Source organism: Corynebacterium sp. HMSC069E04 (assembly GCF_001813175.1).
GTDB classification, from domain to species: Bacteria; Actinomycetota; Actinomycetes; order Mycobacteriales; family Mycobacteriaceae; genus Corynebacterium; species Corynebacterium aurimucosum.
The window spans coordinates 15,219-31,217 of sequence record NZ_KV811628.1; the positions used below are offsets into that span (position 1 = coordinate 15,219).

At 57.5% G+C, this 15,999-nt stretch carries 12 protein-coding genes and 1 pseudogene; 9 read left to right on the forward strand and 4 right to left on the reverse strand.

The genetic code is table 11. The features are described 5' to 3' along the window. Positions 1-622 precede the first annotated feature (622 nt). Both HMPREF2896_RS01760 and HMPREF2896_RS01765 read left to right on the forward strand, forming a co-directional pair. The gene (locus tag HMPREF2896_RS01760; protein WP_246823965.1) at positions 623-1,480 is read left to right on the forward strand and encodes an ABC transporter substrate-binding protein; all 858 of its coding nucleotides are present in this window, start codon (positions 623-625) and stop codon (positions 1,478-1,480) included. A 245-nt stretch (positions 1,481-1,725) separates the two neighbouring features. After that, the gene (locus tag HMPREF2896_RS01765; RefSeq protein ID WP_246823966.1) at positions 1,726-3,525 is read left to right on the forward strand and encodes a siderophore-interacting protein; all 1,800 of its coding nucleotides are present in this window, start codon (positions 1,726-1,728) and stop codon (positions 3,523-3,525) included. A 171-nt stretch (positions 3,526-3,696) separates the two neighbouring features. Here the strand turns inward: HMPREF2896_RS01765 and HMPREF2896_RS01770 are convergent, their stop codons facing one another. The 4 genes and pseudogenes from HMPREF2896_RS01770 to HMPREF2896_RS12780 form a co-directional block, all read right to left on the reverse strand. Continuing rightward, entirely contained in the window at positions 3,697-5,277 is a 1,581-nt protein-coding gene (locus tag HMPREF2896_RS01770; RefSeq protein ID WP_070717233.1) for a phospho-sugar mutase, read from the reverse strand. A 3-nt stretch (positions 5,278-5,280) separates the two neighbouring features. After that, complete coding sequence (gene deoC / locus HMPREF2896_RS01775; protein ID WP_070512024.1) at positions 5,281-5,928, reverse strand: deoxyribose-phosphate aldolase; 648 nt, start codon at positions 5,926-5,928, stop codon at positions 5,281-5,283. Beyond that, positions 5,925-6,587: pseudogene (locus tag HMPREF2896_RS01780) on the reverse strand (MFS transporter); the annotation flags it as partial. The pseudogene HMPREF2896_RS01780 and the gene deoC, both read right to left, overlap by 4 nt. Further along, a complete protein-coding gene (locus HMPREF2896_RS12780) occupies positions 6,578-6,736 on the reverse strand; it encodes a hypothetical protein (RefSeq protein ID WP_158010535.1) in 159 nt (52 codons plus the stop codon). The pseudogene HMPREF2896_RS01780 and the gene HMPREF2896_RS12780, both read right to left, overlap by 10 nt. Positions 6,737-7,711: 975 nt before the next feature. On the opposite strand from HMPREF2896_RS12780, the gene HMPREF2896_RS01785 reads away from it, so the two are divergent. The 7 genes from HMPREF2896_RS01785 (at position 7,712) to HMPREF2896_RS01815 (ending at position 15,710) form a co-directional block, all read left to right on the forward strand. Continuing rightward, a complete protein-coding gene (locus HMPREF2896_RS01785; RefSeq protein WP_070717235.1) occupies positions 7,712-8,329 on the forward strand; it encodes a DJ-1/PfpI family protein in 618 nt (205 codons plus the stop codon). Between the two features lie 300 nt (positions 8,330-8,629). Continuing rightward, positions 8,630-10,300 (forward strand): AbgT family transporter, encoded by a 1,671-nt coding sequence (locus HMPREF2896_RS01790; RefSeq protein ID WP_070717238.1) that lies wholly within the window; start codon positions 8,630-8,632, stop codon positions 10,298-10,300. Positions 10,301-10,304: 4 nt separating this feature from the next. Then, entirely contained in the window at positions 10,305-11,666 is a 1,362-nt protein-coding gene (locus tag HMPREF2896_RS01795) for a M20 family metallopeptidase (protein ID WP_070717241.1), read from the forward strand. A 168-nt stretch (positions 11,667-11,834) separates the two neighbouring features. Continuing rightward, entirely contained in the window at positions 11,835-12,866 is a 1,032-nt protein-coding gene (locus HMPREF2896_RS01800; RefSeq protein WP_070444168.1) for a siderophore ABC transporter substrate-binding protein, read from the forward strand. 41 nt (positions 12,867-12,907) lie between these two features. Then, the gene (locus tag HMPREF2896_RS01805) at positions 12,908-13,903 is read left to right on the forward strand and encodes an ABC transporter permease (RefSeq protein WP_371325763.1); all 996 of its coding nucleotides are present in this window, start codon (positions 12,908-12,910) and stop codon (positions 13,901-13,903) included. 35 nt (positions 13,904-13,938) lie between these two features. Continuing rightward, on the forward strand, positions 13,939-14,958 hold the full coding sequence (locus tag HMPREF2896_RS01810) for an iron chelate uptake ABC transporter family permease subunit (protein WP_070717244.1): 1,020 nt from the start codon (positions 13,939-13,941) through the stop codon (positions 14,956-14,958). Then, the gene (locus HMPREF2896_RS01815) at positions 14,955-15,710 is read left to right on the forward strand and encodes an iron ABC transporter ATP-binding protein (RefSeq protein ID WP_070717248.1); all 756 of its coding nucleotides are present in this window, start codon (positions 14,955-14,957) and stop codon (positions 15,708-15,710) included. Before HMPREF2896_RS01810 ends, HMPREF2896_RS01815 begins: the two co-directional genes overlap by 4 nt. Positions 15,711-15,999 lie beyond the last annotated feature (289 nt).

The window sequence follows — 15,999 nt, forward strand, 5'->3', positions numbered from 1 at the left end:
GAAGGGGAGGGGAGCTTCGGCCGAGTTGTGGCTCAGACTTTTGCTGGGGGTGGTTGTCAATCATGGGAAAACATATTACAGCACGAAGTAAGGTAAGCCTTCATTTACTTAAGGGGCGTTCAAAATAAGTTGCTGGAGATTAGGGATTGGCGTAAATGCGGCTACGCCGCTGGCGTCGGCATTCGGCATAACGACAGAATCGGGGGCGATACTCCGCGTATCGAAAAGACGATCCAGAACTTATCGTGACCGTGTCCTCGGACATTGATGAAAATGTATACAAGTAGCTGTCTGATATCGCCCCTGTCGTTGTGCGAAAGGGTGAAGGTATACCCCTTTAGATAGGTAATAACTATAGATCAATAACTAGAATAAACTATTGCAACGTGGCATAGGTAATGCTAACCTAACTTAAAAAGTTACCTTCGGGTCTACCGAAAACTCTGATGAAAAGAGCTGAAAGGTAGCTTGAGGAAACCGACTTTAAGGATAAAGGATGTCAGTAAAAAGAGGTGCGCGGTCATTCATTGCTGCCGCTATCTGTGCCGGATTAGTTCTGTCGGGCTGCTCGTCGAACGATTCAACCGATGAAGCGGCAACAACCTCCGAGGTTGCAGAAGACGTGACCATTGAGCACGCACGGGGAACGGACACGTATCCGGTCAACCCGCAAAACGTGGTTGCCGTAGGAACGGCCGTTGATAACCTGCTGGAACTTGGAATTAAACCAGCTGCCGTTGTGCAGCATAGAATAGACAAGAACTCGCCTTGGCGCGAGGCCAAGCTCGATGGCGTCAAGGTGATCGATCAGACAGACTTCAAGACTCTGCCCCAGGAACAAATCGCGGCAATCGAACCCGACTTCATCGTTGGCGACGACTGGGCAATTTCCGAGGCTAATTACAAGGAATTGTCTGCAATCGCACCGACTCTCGGCGGAATCTCCGATAAGGGTGAGGGAATTAGCTGGGAATCTCAGCTAGAAGCTTTGGGCAAGATCTTCAATAAGGAATCCGAAGCGAAGAAAGCTATTGAAGAGGATCAGAAGCGTTTCTCCGACGCAAAGGAAAAATTGCCTAACCTCTCCGGTAAAACCGGCGTTGTTTCCCAGTTCGCCCAAGGCTCCTTTCGCGCCGTTGCTGACCCTGAGGATCCGGGTGCTTCCTTCATCTACGATCTGGGCATGAAGTTCCCGGACAAGCTGACGGACGGATCCGTCCCAGCTAATAATGGCCGCGTCACGCTTTCCCCGGAAAATGTTTCCTACCTAGCCGCTGATTTCATGGTTATTTATAACCACGACGGCTCAATCGAAGAGGTTGAAAAAATTTCGGGATACAAAGATTTGCCACAGGTGAAAGCCGATGCGACTCTCGCTGGTGATTCAGCCGTCGTCTACGGACTTAACAACCCGACGAGCTTGAGTCGAGCTTGGGTATTGGATAAGACGATGCCGACGCTGGAAAAGGTTGGAAAGTAGTCAAGGCCCGCACAACCCTGATACCTGCTAGAAGGGGCTCACTCCGTTGCAGCAGGTAGTCATGAACGCCTTCCGATTTATCGGAAGGCGTTGTTTTAGGTGATGAAGTCCAAGGAAGTGGTGAGTTCGTTCTTGCCTCTCCGGCAACGAAATAAAAATCAACTTGACCAAAAGGAATGGTTAAAACTATGCCCAGAAACAGTCGAGGTAGAGAAATTTATCCAATCTCTTACCGGGAATTATATGTGCAAAATGTCGAAGATATATCGCCATGCATGCGGCGCATTACGCTCAGCGGAGAGCAACTCCAGGAGCACAAACACGATGGTATTTCCGTTCCTGCATTATTAAGCAATGGTTTTGATGACGACGTTCGGCTGATCTTCCCGGATCCGGAAACTGGAGAAAGGCCGCACCCAATCGCCCAAAAAGATGGCAACCTACTGTGGCCAGAAGCTGTCAAAAATCTATTCCGGACATACACAGTCCGCCACTTTGACGCTGCTAACCAGCGGTTAGCAATAGATTTCGCGCGCCACGGTGAGGGCCTAGCAGAAAACTGGTCACAGAACGCTCGAATAGGTGACGCCATTTTTGTGGCAGGTCCGAAGTCTTGTGCACAGTTACCTACGCATACCGATTGGCTATTTTTGGCAGGAGATGAGACTGCGCTCCCGGCAATTGGCCGCTGCGTAGAATCACTCCCGTGCGGGCACCCTGCGATTGCGGTGATAGAGGTTCCTACGAGCGCTGATATTCAGAGCTTAGACATTTCCGATTCAGTACAGGTCCACTGGGCGGTACGCGAACGGGGTGAGGACTTCGTGGAAAAGACTAGGGCGCTTTTTGAAGCTACTTCTCCTTCATTATTGCCTGATGGCGAAGGATACGTATGGGCGGCAGGGGAAGCTTCTCGGCTAAAACCGCTGCGCCGTTTGTTTAAAGCTTCCGGAATTACCCCTGAGCATCAAGAAATCACGGGCTACTGGCGGCGTACTAACCCGAAACACGGCAAAGGAAACGCATCGAGCAGTAGTAATAGTGTTTTGCATAATATCCATGATTTAGCTGAGTTGAACTCGGCCTTTGCGCTTCGCACTGCAGTACGTTTAGGACTATTTCAAGAAATCGATGCGGGTGCCAACACAGTCCCTGCCCTTGCTGTTGCGGCAGAACTTCACGAGGAGGCTTTGGGAAGATTTGTCCGTTACTTGGCCGCTCTTCAACTCGTCGAAATCAGCGGGAACGCCCTCACGTTGACTGCAATGGGAATGGAACTGGCGGACCCAGATTCAAATGCGGTGCGCTGGTTAAGCGGGCCTGCGCATCTTGAGGCGATGGCGCTGATGCGACTTGAGTACAGTCTTCGTACCGGTGAGTCAGCACCTCAAGGGGAAAAGGGATTGCCGTGGTCAGAGTATGTTAGCCGTGACCCACAACTCGTGGCCGAACGCTTTGAGCAAAAGAATGTGAGCGCTGGGTGGACTGCTCCTTCGGCAGCTAAGGCACTACAGCAGTATTTAGATGAAACCGCTCGCGTTCTCATCATTGGCCAGGGAGGCGCGGTATATGCAGATGAAATACTCCGACGATGGGAGCATGCCCAGAGCCGTATTATCAGTGATGCTTCCTCGGAAGCGGTGCTACAGGAAATCGCAGTAACCTCTCGTGCACGATGCGAGACGAATGGCGAGGGAAGCGGTTTTTATCCCACTGAAGTGGACTATGTGTGGGCAACTGATGTAGTTTTCATCGATCCCTGGGGTGTCTTTGGTAGCGAGGAAGTAGCTCACCAATTAAACCGTGCAATAAGTAAGGATACGTTCCGGCGGGTTTATATCTTTACCGAGGTTATCGATACGGTAGGCGGAGATGAGCATTCCTATGAAGAGGACATGGTGAGGCTTTCCATGTTCGGCACCAAGATACCGACTCAGGAAGACATCAACGCTGCTGTCGCTGACAACGGCGCTTTTATTGCCTCCACCACGGCTGTTGGCTGGGGTAAACGCCTTTTCGTTCTTGAGGCAGAGGCGAAATCCTAAAGAGGAACTGCTGAGGTTTCCCTCGTGTAGTCGACACCCTGGCTGAGGTCAAAGAAAAATGCCGAAGGAACCACGGTGTCTATGCTGCGGTTCATGCCGGATAAAAGCCGCTGCTGTCCCTGTGAAAGAGAATCCGAGGGCAGCAGCGGCTAAAGCGTAGAGCGTGGCGGCTTAGAGCCCGAAGTACTCGCGCAGATCGGCGGCGATGGCATCGAGGCGATCGGCGTCGGGAGACTCGAGGTAGCACTTGAGCTTGGGCTCAGTGCCGGAGGGGCGGACGATGACGCGGTCATCGTTGTCGGTGAAGAACTTCGAGCCTTGGGCGAACTTTTCCACCTTGGTTATAGGGGAGCCAGCAAGCTCGGTCGGTGGGTTCGCGGAGACCTTCTCCATTGCTTGAGCAATGAGGCTCAAGTCTTCTACGCGGAAGGTCAACGGCTGCGTGTGCAGGGCGCCAACCGTGGCGTAGATTTCTTCCAAGCGGCCTAGCAAGCTAGTTCCAGCGGCCTTGCATTCAGCGGCAAGGCTGGCAAGTACGACGGAAGTAGAAATGCCGTCTTTGTCGCTGACCGCGGCGGGATCGGGGCAAAAGCCAATGGCCTCTTCATAGCCGAAGGATAGCTCTGGGGTGCGGGCGATCCATTTGAAACCGGTAAGCGTTTCCTTATGGCCGAGACCGTAGTGCGCGGCGATGCGCCCGAGCAGGCGGGAGGAGACCAGGGAATTGGCGAAGTTACCGGTAGCGCCGCGGCGAGCAAGGTAATCGCCCAGGAGGGCACCGGTTTCGTCGCCGCTTAGTTGGCGCCAAGAGTTTTCCGCCGTGGGGACGGCGGCGGCGCAGCGATCAGCATCTGGGTCATAAGCGATAAGGATATCGGCATCGATCTCCTCAGCGTGCTTGATTCCAAGGTCTAAGGCGCCGGGTTCTTCCGGGTTGGGGAAGGACACCGTAGGGAGGTCAGGGTCGGGTTCGGCCTGCTCGGGCACCAGCGAGACGCGGAAGCCACAGCGGGAAAGCAGTTCCTTGCCGAGCTCGGCCCCCACGCCGTGCATGGCGGTCAGCGCGATGGTGATATCGGTATTGTCGCCGACTAGCTGGGCGGCGCGGTCGAGATAGTCCTCGCGGGTATCGACGTCCTCGATGCGCTCAGAAGAAAGCGCAACCTCGTCGGCATAGGGAGCCGCAGCGATAGCGGCGGCAATTTCGGAGTCTGCCGGAGAAATAAGCTGCACGCCCTCGCCTGGGCCGGTGGCGATGCGGCCGCCCAAGTACACCTTGTAGCCGTTATCGGCTGGAGGGTTGTGGGAGGCGGTGACCATAATGCCGGCATCTGCGCCCAAGGAGCGAACCGTAAAAGCCGTCAGTGGGGTCGGGTTCTGTGCAGGCAGAACCAGGGCCTTACCGCCGGCGGCGGAGATGACCTGGGCGGCATCGCGCTGGAACTGCGCGGAACCGTGGCGGGCATCGCAGCCAATGACGACGACCGGGGCATCGACCTGCTGGTTGAGCCAGGTGATAAGCCCGTAGGTGGTGCGGATGACCACGGCGCGGTTCATACGGGATTCGCCCGCCCCCACGGCGGCGCGCAGGCCCGCGGTACCGAAGTTCAAGGGGCCAGCGAAGGTCGCGGCGAGTTCTTCGGAATTGCCTTCCTCGATCCACGTCAGTACCTGGCGGGCGGTGTCCGCATCCGGATCGTGTTCGGCCCAGGTGCGGGCGTAGTCGACATCGAAGTTCGTGTGTGCGGGCATGGCTTAAAGCTCCTCGAGGATCTTGGCGGAGGAAGACAGCCCCAGGCGGGTAGCGCCGGCTTCGATCATTGCCAGTGCATCCTTGCCGCTGCGGATGCCGCCGGATGCCTTAACGCCGAGAGCGTCGCCTACGGTCTCGCGCATGAGCGTGACCGCGTGGGTGGACGCACCGCCGGCGGGGTGGAAACCGGTGGAAGTCTTGACAAAGTCCGCCTGGGCGGCTGCGGCGGCCTTGCAGGCGAGGACAATGGCGTCGTCGGAAAGCGCGGCAGACTCGATGATGACCTTGAGCACCTTGCCAGGGATGGCATCGCGCACGGCCTGGATTTCGGCCTGCAGATCCTCGGCGCGGCCCTCGATGGCCAGGGGGATATTGATGACCATGTCCACCTCTTCGGCGCCATCAGCAACCGCGCGGGCTGCCTCAGCGGCCTTAATCTCCGGCTTTACGGCACCGGAGGGAAAGCCCACGACGGTGGCGATGTGCATGGATTCTGGAACCTCGATGGGCAGGGCGGACGGGGAAACGCAGACGGAGTAGGTGCCCAGCTCGGCCGCCTCATTGACCAAGGCGCGGAACTGCTCCGGGGTGGCCTCCGGCTTGAGCAGGGTGTGGTCGATGATGGAAGCAACGTCGGTGCGGGAAGTCATAATTGTTCTCCTGAGCGGGTTAGGCGGGATTCGGAACGGGCCATCTTGAGGTCAGAGACGACGTACAGGGCAATACCGATGGCGGCGACTGCCGCGAGGATCCACAGCACGGTGTTATAGCTGGTGAGGTCCTGCAGCTTTGCCGTATAGGCAATGCCCAGTGGGATGGCGATATTGATGGTCAGGTTATAAAAGCCAATCGCGATGCCGGACTTGGTGGCGGTGATATTGCGCAGTGCGGTATTGACCAGCGGGGCGTACATCAGCGCAAAGCCGGAGGCAAAGGCCACGATGGCCAGGATGAGTACGGCGACGTGAAGCTGCACGAAGAGCGCGGCCGCCACCAGCGCGCCGGCGACAAGGGCGAAAGCGGTGTAGATGGTGGCGCGAGAGGACAAAACGCCACCGATCTCGCCGGAGAAAATACCAATGAGGATGGCGCAAATATAGCCCGGGATCATCAGCAGGGAGGCCTTATCGATGTTCATGCCGTGCAGGTCATGTGCGGCAAATGGCAGCAGGAAAATGAAGCCCATCTGGGTGGAGTAGACGAAGAAGACCATGAGGATGGTCCACACATAGCGGCCGTTAGTAAAGAACTCCGGGGTGACCACGGGGTGCTTGGCGTGGCCGATGTGGATGATGAAGCCTACGACGCCCCGGTGGTGGCACCCTTATTCTTGTAGAGGCGTTGGCCGCATAGAGTGTGGATTACTCCGTGTGGTTCGATGTGGTGAATGAGGTGCCGCAAGCGTGGCGTGCCGGTACTCCGGCGTGCCGGGTTGGTGGTGGTTTGTGGGGTGGTCATGGTTGCCTTTCCTGGTGCTATTAGGGAAGGATTAGGGAATTCTCCCGTCCTTATTTCTTGAATTGCGCCTGTGACCTGCTGTGTTGTGGTGTGGGGGTTCAGTCCCCGGCGGCTCCACCGGAAAGCCCCAGCTAGATAACGTTCTAGCTGGGGCTTCTTCTCGTTTTGTATCCCTGGCCTGCAGTAATGGCGCATGTCCGGTGCGTGCAGGTAGGGCCACCCGTGTCCCACACCAGTCCCACAAAAGCCCCCAATCAAGCCCCGACGGCTCCACAAATAGCATGAGTGTTCACCGAGGGGAATGCTGCATCGAGACCGTTTTGGCGGCTAAGCTTGGGTAACAGCTGTCTGACGGGAAGCGCCAGGGGGTTCTGAATAGAGAAAGAAGCGTGAAACCGCTAGCAGGCTTTCTTGAGTTCCTTTAAAGGGGGTAGAAGTGATCGCTTTCGCTGGGACTATCACAGCCGTGCTAGGGCTGAATGTTGTGGCGAATGAAACTGGTGCGAATGCCGTGGGGTTCGTAGTTGCAGCTATTCTCTTGGGGTTCGGGCTCGCTCCCTTTGTTGGGGATTCTCTGGAGCGCCATATTCCGGTTTCGCTGTGGCGGCGGATGTCATTTTCTCGCGTTGCTAGCCGTCGGTGGGGTGTCGAGCGATTCAATGCTGTGCTCACGCGAATCGGATGGAACGGCATGATTTTAGCGATGCGCAGAGAAGAGTCTGCCAAGTGTGAAGGGGCGACCCCTCTTCGTCCCATGCGAGCGTCGGCAGCCGGTCATGCGTGGGGATTGTTGCTCCATATATGTAGCGCTGGATGGTGCGCTGCGGCAGACGGATTGTTAGCGGCTACAGTTCTTCTTGTTGTCGGGGTTGTGGGCCATTTGTATCCGGTTTTGCTTCAATTACGTGTGCTCACGGATGCTCGGGGGAGGTAGTTCAATATCGGTGTCGTTGCAGCCTGCTTTAGGATGGCCGCATGGATACCGAATCTCTCCGCATCACGGTCGTCTTGTTTGAGGGCTTCGAGCTTCTCGACGTCTTCGGGCCCGTCCAGCTGCTTCAAGCGGTGCCTGATGTCGCCGTTGTTTTCGCAGGACCGGATAGTGGGCCAGTTGCTAGCTCGCAGGGCGTGGAAGTGGTGCCGACAATCTCTTATGGGCAGATTGAGCCGGCCGACGCCCTTCTCGTCCCGGGTGGAAAGGGAACTCGGAAGCTCGTGGAAGACGAATCTTTTCTGTCGTGGCTTCGTGAGGTGGGTGCGCAAGCGCCGGTGGTTGCCTCCGTGTGTACGGGTTCTGCGGTCCTGGCGGCGGCCGGGCTCTTGGAGGGCTACACCGCGACGAGCAATAAGCGTGCCTATAGCTGGGCCACGTCCTTCGGGGGCGATGTGTCCTGGCAGCCGGAGGCGCGGTGGGTGCACGACCGTAATCGATGGACCTCCTCAGGTGTTGCGGCGGGGATGGATATGACTGTCGCGCTCATTGCGCACCTCGTACCAGACAGTGCTGCCGTCGACGCTGCCAACTTTGCGGAATATGAGCCACACCGCGACAGTGGATGGGATCCTTTCGCGCGGATAAACGGGCTGGTGTAGTCGAGCGGCGACGAAGCTGAGCGTGGGGACGTAACGTTCGGGCAATCTGGTGACGCTCACGGTAGATAAGGAGCTAAAAACTGGCGATTTTTGGCCACTATTTGCCGTGGGCGTAGTTAGGGAGAGCCTGTAGGTTGCGGAGGTGAGCGGGCGGCGAGAAAGCGGAGTCGGAGTAGCTCTGGCCGTACAAAATCTGCCGAAGAAGGAAAATATTTGTTACCCAAGTTACATTCCCGTGGTAGCCTTTCCCCAACAGTGTGACGTGGAGCACTGGGACTGACCCCTACGACAGGAGTACCCATGAACAGCCCATCCAATGCAGTGCCACAAGGCGGCGCTGGTACCACGGAGAAGTCGAAAGCAAATCCCGCCAAGGCTGAGCAAAAATCGAGCCAACAGTCCAGTGGGGGAATGCTGGATAAGTTCCTCAATGGAGTCGAGTACATCGGCAACAAGCTGCCGGAGCCCTTCACCATCTTCCTGATTCTTTTCCTCATTACCGGCGTTCTCTCCACCATTATGGCGAAGATGGGCGTCGAGATTAAGGTGCCCGGATCGGATGAGATCCAGCCGGTCAAAGGTTTGTTCACCGGTGAGGGGCTGACGTGGTTCACCACGACAATGGGTGAGAACTACATCAACTTCCCACCGCTGGTAACGGTGCTGCCCATCATGCTGGCAGTTGGCGTGGCGGAGCGCTCCGGAATGCTCTCGGCGTTGATTCGCAAGCTCTTCGGTTCCGCGAAACCGTGGCTGCTTCCGTACGCCGTCGGCGTTATCGGCGTGACCGCCTCCGTCATGGCGGATGCCGCCTTCGTCATCGTCCCGCCGCTGGCCGCCATGGTCTTCAAGGCTGCGGGCCGTCATCCGGTGGCGGGTCTGATCGGCGGCTTCGCCGCCGTGGGTGCGGGCTATTCCACCGCCTTGGTGCCAACTTCCCTGGACGCGCTCTTTGCCGGTATTACGACCGCGGTCATGGAGACCCTGCCGAATACTGAGTTCGCTCCGGTTAACGCCATGTCGAATTACTACTTTAACGTGGCTTCTTCCATCGTGCTCGGTGTGCTGGCCGGCTTCATCATCGACAAGGTGATCGAGCCGCGCATGTGGCAGCAGGAAGTTCCCACCGAGGAAGATATCGATCCTGAGGATGCCGCCGAGCGCGGTGACCGCGACGAGAATGGCGAAGAGCTCACCGCTGAGCTGCGCCCGGCCGAATCCAAGGGCCTCATCTGGTCCGGTGTGGCCACGGTCATCCTCACCGCCATCATTCTCTTCGCAGTTCTTCTGCCGGAATCGCCGTGGCGCAATGAAGAGGGCGGCTTCTTGCCCAAGTCCCCGCTGCTGAATTCCATCGTCTTCATCGTGTTCGCCTACTTCTTGGTGCTCGGCGTGGTCTACGGCAAGGTAGTCGGCACGGTCAAGGGGATCACCGATGTTGTGAACATGATGATCGGTGCTCTCAAAGATATGATGAGCTTTCTTATTTTGGCCTTCATCCTGGGCCAGTTCGTGGCGCTCTTCGCCTGGACCGGTATCGGCACTTTCACCGCAGTGAAGGGCGCGGCCTTCCTCGAATCCATCGGACTTACCGGTTTCCCAGCTATTTTCGCCTTCATCGCGCTGGCGTCCTGCCTGAACCTGCTGATTATTTCCGGATCCTCGATGTGGACGCTCATGGCCGCGGTCTTCGTGCCCATGTTTGCCCTGCTGGGCTATGAGCCGGCGTTTATTCAGGGCGCATTCCGCGTTGGTGATTCCGCAACCCAGATCATCACCCCGCTGAACCCGTACATGATTGTCATGCTGGGTTTCCTCCAGCGCTATGAACGCGAGGCAGGCCTAGGAACGCTGATGTCGCGCCTCGTTCCCTTCGTTATTCCGTTCTTCACCGCCTGGGCAATCCTGCTGGCCATCTGGTTCTACGTAGATCTTCCGTTGGGACCGGGCAACAACGTCATGATTGGTTAAGCGCATGAATCAACGCAACAATCCATCGACAGCGTATTTGGAAGCGATGGAGGAGGGGGTCGCCAAGCGCGTGGCGTCTGCAGCACCACCGGAAAAACAGGGTGAGGACTACCCGGGCCAGGCGAAGCTCTGGGAAGCGGCGGCCGCGCGGGCTGAGGCCTTGCGGGAGAAGGCCGCGCACATCGTCGCGGACCTGCACGCTCACCCTGAAACGGCCTTCGAAGAACATCGTTCCATGGCGGTGCTCGCGGACATCGTTGAAGAGCATGGCTTCTCCACGTGCCGCGGGGTCTACGGCGTGGAGACCACGTTCGAAGCTTCCTGGCAGAGTGCAGATTTCGACCCTGAACGGCATCCCACTGTGGCCATCCTGGCGGAATACGATGCCCTGCCTCAGATTGGGCACGCGTGCGGGCATAACGTCATCGCCGCAGCGGGCGTTACTGGATTCTTGGCGGCTACTGCCGTGCTGGACGCCGCCCCTCCTATGTCCGGTCGCATCCTCCTCCAGGGGACCCCAGCGGAGGAGGGGCATTCCGGCAAGGAATACATGATCCGCGGCGGCAGCCTCGAAGGGGTCGATGCCGCGGTGATGATCCATGGCTTTGGCTATGACATCGGTGCGCATGCCTGGGTGGGCCGCCGCATTCTGCGCGTTCGTTTTCGCGGCGTAGCCGCTCATGCCAGCTCCCAGCCTTTCATGGGGCGCAACGCCCTTGACGCTGCGAGCCTGGCCTACCAGGGGATTGGGCTTATGCGCCAGCAAATGCCGCCATCGGATCGCGTGCACGCTATCATGAGTGGTGGCGATCGCCCTTCGATCATTCCGAGCGAGGCGGAAATGACCATTTACGTGCGCTCGTTAGGAACGCGCACACTCATGGATCTGTCCGCCAGGGTGGAAGACATCGTCCGGGGCGCGGCACTCATGGCAGGTATCGAGGTGGAAGTCGACTGGGATGAGCACCCGATGACCCTGCCCGTGCGCAATAATGCGGCGCTGGTGGATCGGTGGTCGGCCACGCAGGCGCGCCGCGGACGCACCGCGCTGCCCGCTGGGACGGTGCCGGATACAGTGGCCGCCTCGACTGACTTTGGCAATGTCTCTCATCTCGTGCCCGGCCTGCATCCAATGGTGAAGGTATCGCCAACCGACGTGGCCCTGCACACGGAGGACTTTGCGCGGTGGGCGGCTACTCCGCAAGCGGTGGATGCGGCCGTCGACTCCGCTGTGGGATTAGCGCAGGTAGCGCTAGATTTTCTGGCGGATAAGGAGTTCCGCCGGGCGGCGCAAGAGGACTTCGATAGGCAAGGGCCTGTGGCGGTGAGCGATCTGCTTGCAGAAAAGGGGGAGGGCGAAGCGTAAATATTTTATTCTAAAGGGCATGTCACGGGCTATCGTGCGGAGGTCTGCTACCCCCGTCATGAATTAGGAAACATGAGTGTTCTTGAAGGGTAAGCCTTACTTGAGTTAGGTTAGGCGCTGTCCTTATTTGCCAACTGTGGTTAGCCACACCTAATATGCAAGGAAGCTATGTTTAACCTTTCTCGCCGTGCCTCGCGCACGACCGCCGCCAAAGTTGCCGCAACTCTCTCGGTCGCAGCGCTTGCTCTCACCGGCTGCTCTTCCAGCCAGTCTGAGGAGACCGCTGAGCCGACCGAATCCGCGGCGGCAGGCGCCTCCACCATCACCCTGGAGGATAACTTCGGCTCGAAGGAAGTCACCCTCCCGGTGGAGAACCCCGCGGTGACGGATAACCGCGCCTTCTCTATCCTGGCGCAGTGGGATATTGACCTTGCTGCTGCACCGCTGAGGCTGGTACCGAAGTCGCTGCGAGACACCTACAACAAGGACACGGTCGAGGTTGATCTGGGCTCCCACAAGGAGCCGGACCTTGAAGGTCTGGTAGCTGCAGAGCCGGACGTCGTGTGGAACGGCCAGCGCTTCGAACAGCACCAAGAGGACATTGAGAAGCTGCTCGAGGATGTCCCGGTGCTTGACTTCGAGCCGCGCGATGACGAAGACTTTTTCGACGAACTCAAGCGCCACACTGAGGCCCTAGGCCAGGTTTTCGGCCACGAAGAGGATGCTGCGAAGCTCATCGAGGATTTCGACGCCGCTGCTGAGCGCGCTAAGAAGGCCTACAACCCAGAGCAGAAGGTCATGGCTGTGAACACCTCCGGCGGTGAAATCGGCTACATCGCTCCCGGTATCGGGCGCGTGTATGGCCCGGTCTTTGAGCTGCTTGGCCTGACCCCGGCCCTGGAGGTCTCCAACGCCTCCGATGACCACGAGGGTGACGATATCTCCGTTGAGGCCATTGCCGAATCCAACCCGGATTGGATCCTCGTCATGGACCGTGATTCCGCTATCTCCAAGGAAGGCCAGGATGTCACGCCGGGCGAGAAGCTGGTCAAGGACAACGCGGCGCTCAAGAACGTTACCGCTGTGAAGGAAGGCAACGTTTACGTGGCGCCGAATGACACCTACATTGATGAGTCCATCATTACCTACACCGAGATCTTGAACGCGCTTGCCGACGCCTTCGAGAAGGCCAACGCCTAAACAACTCTCTCGGCAGCCAAGGAGGAGACTAAACCGTGACGGTGAAGAGCAGCGCTGCGGCAGAGCACTCAGCTGTCAGCCCGCGTAACTCCCGCGGACCTGTGCTGACCTGGAAGCTAGGCCTCGGCGTGCTCGGCGTCATTGCACTGCTCCTCCTTTCCCTCATGGTGGGGGAGTACAGCATCCTCGATAATGAGGACGGCTGGTCCATGTTCTTCACCACCCGCGTGCCGCGCACCGTTGCGCTTGTCTTGGCGGGCGCTGCGATGGCGATGAGCGGTTTGGTCATGCAGCTGCTGACCCAAAACCGCTTCGTGGAACCCACGACAACGGGAACCACCGAGTGGGCCGGACTGGGCTTGCTCTTTTCTCTTATCCTTTTCCCGCACTCATCCGTGCTGGTGAAGATGGTTATTTCGGTTTGCTTTGCCTTCGTGGGAACCATGGTTTTCTTCGCGTTTCTGCGTCGCGTAGCGCTGCGCTCCTCACTCATTGTGCCGATCATCGGCATCATGCTGGGCGCTGTCGTTAGTGCCGTATCCTCCTACGTGGCGTTAGCCACGGATACCTTGCAGCAGCTCGGAATCTGGTTCATGGGATCCTTTACCTCTGTCTATGAGGGTCAATACGAGGTCCTGTGGATCGTGCTGCTGGTTTTGGTGGCTGTGTATTTCTATGCTGACAAACTCACCGTCGCTGGGCTGGGTGAGGATATCGCCACCAATATTGGGTTGAACTACCAGCGGATGATCCTGTTGGGAACCGGGCTCATCGCGGTGGCAACGGGTGTAGTCACCGTCGTCGTTGGTTCCCTGCCGTTCCTTGGGCTCATCGTTCCCAACGTAGTGAGCATGTTGCGCGGTGATGACCTGCGCTCTAACCTCCCGTGGGTCTGCCTGCTCGGCATTGCCACGGTGACCTTGTGTGACCTCATTGGCCGCACTATTATCTCCCCGTTTGAGATGCCCGTATCAGTCATCCTGGGTGTTGTCGGTGCTATCGTATTCGTCGTCTTGATCGTGAGGTCGACCAAGTGAGTGTAAGTATCTCTACCCCTGCGACGAAGAAACCTGTGCAAACGTCACGTGCCCGGCGACACGTGGGTAGCTTCCAGTCTGCTGCTGCGGCACGAAAATACTGGATCATCCTCGCCGCCTTGATTATTGCCGGTCTGGCCTTCGCCTTTGGGCTCTTGGCCTATGACAACCCCATGGAATTTGGCACCCGCAAATGGTGGCTGATTGCACGTCGCCGCGCTGATGCAGTGACGGCCATGGCGATCGTCGCCGTATGCCAGGCCGTGGCTACGGTGGCTTTCCATACGGTGACGAACAACCGGATTCTCACTCCTTCCATCATGGGGTTTGAGTCCTTGTACGTAGCAATTAATACAGCGACGATCTTTTTCCTTGGCGCCTCCGGCCTAACTCAGGCCCGCAACATGGGTACCTTCCTTGTGCAGCTTGTGCTCATGGTGGCCCTATCCCTCGTGCTGTACTCCTGGCTGCTGACCAGCCGCCGCAACAATATGCATGCGATGTTGCTGGTCGGCATCATTATCGGTGGGGGCTTGGGATCGCTCTCGACGTTTATGCAGCGCATGCTGACACCCAGTGAATTCGACGTGCTCACCGCGCGGCTCTTTGGTTCCGTAAACAACGCGGAGAGCGAGTACTATCCCATCGCCATACCGTTGGTTCTCGCGGTGACACTGCTGATGTACCTGAATTCCCGCCAGCTCAACGTGCTAGCCCTGGGCCGCGATGCTGCGACGAACCTTGGTGTTAACCACAAGGTCAATGCAATTTATACGCTGATGTTGGTCTCCATTCTTATGGCGACGAGCACCGCGCTTGTAGGACCCATGACCTTCCTTGGCTTCCTCGTGGCAACCTTGGCCTACCAGGCAGCGGAGACGTATGACCACCGCTTTTTGTTCCCAATGGCAATTGCCACGGCCTTTGCTGTTCTCACTGGCGCTTACTTCCTCATGCAGCACGTCTTCTATGCGCAGGGCGTGGTCTCCATCATTATCGAGCTAGTGGGCGGCAGCGTCTTCCTTCTGGTCATTCTGCGAAAGGGCAAGCTGTGATCAAACTTTCCAAAGTTTCCAAGTCCTACTCCGGTGAGACCAACATTGGCCCCATCGATCTGGAGATCCCCTCCGGTGGTATCACTGCGCTGATTGGGCCGAATGGTGCGGGCAAGTCCACGATGCTGACGATGATTGGCCGGCTTCTCGACGTCGACGAGGGCACCATCGAGGTCGCCGGTTACGACGTGTCCTCCACGAATTCGCAGGACTTGGCGAAGATTCTCTCCATCCTGCGCCAGGAGAATCACTTCATTACCAAGCTGACCGTACGCCAGCTGGTGAGCTTCGGCCGTTTCCCTTACTCGAAGGGGCGCCTGACCGTGGAAGATGAAGAGATAGTCTCGCGCTACATCGACTTCTTCCATTTGCGTGAATTGGAGAACCGCTATCTCGACGAGCTATCCGGTGGGCAGCGCCAGCGCGCATATGTGGCGATGGTGCTCTGCCAAGAGACGGACTACGTGCTTCTCGACGAGCCCCTCAACAATCTGGACATCTCGCACTCCGTGGAGATGATGAAGCATTTGCGGAAGGCCGCCAAGGAATTTGGCCGGACGATCATCATCGTCCTCCATGACATCAACTTTGCTGCTCGTTATGCCGACTATATTTGTGCGGCCAAGGATGGACGCATCGTTTCTTTCGGCAGTCCAGAGGAGATAATGCGCGATGAGATCCTTACGCCCATCTTCGAAACACCCATCACTGTTATCGATGGCCCGGATGGGCTGTTGGCCTGTTACCACTAGCTATTAACATTCAGGTGGACTGCCCGACAGCCAGGAAACCGCCCCAGGAAGAGTGCCAAAAAGTGCATCTGCCTGGGGATTTGTTGTTTGTTGGGGGTGTGCGTATATTTATCGAGGTCGCCGCGAGGTAGCCGGGAGGTTAACTGGTGGTAGATGTTCGGGCAATGGTTGTTCGGCGGGTTTGACTTTGGTTGAGCTTGTTGGGTAATGTTGTTCGGGCCGCCGCAAGAGGGTTAACGTTTGGTTAATTTTTGTTGTGGTGTGCGGATGATGTTTGAGAACTCAATAG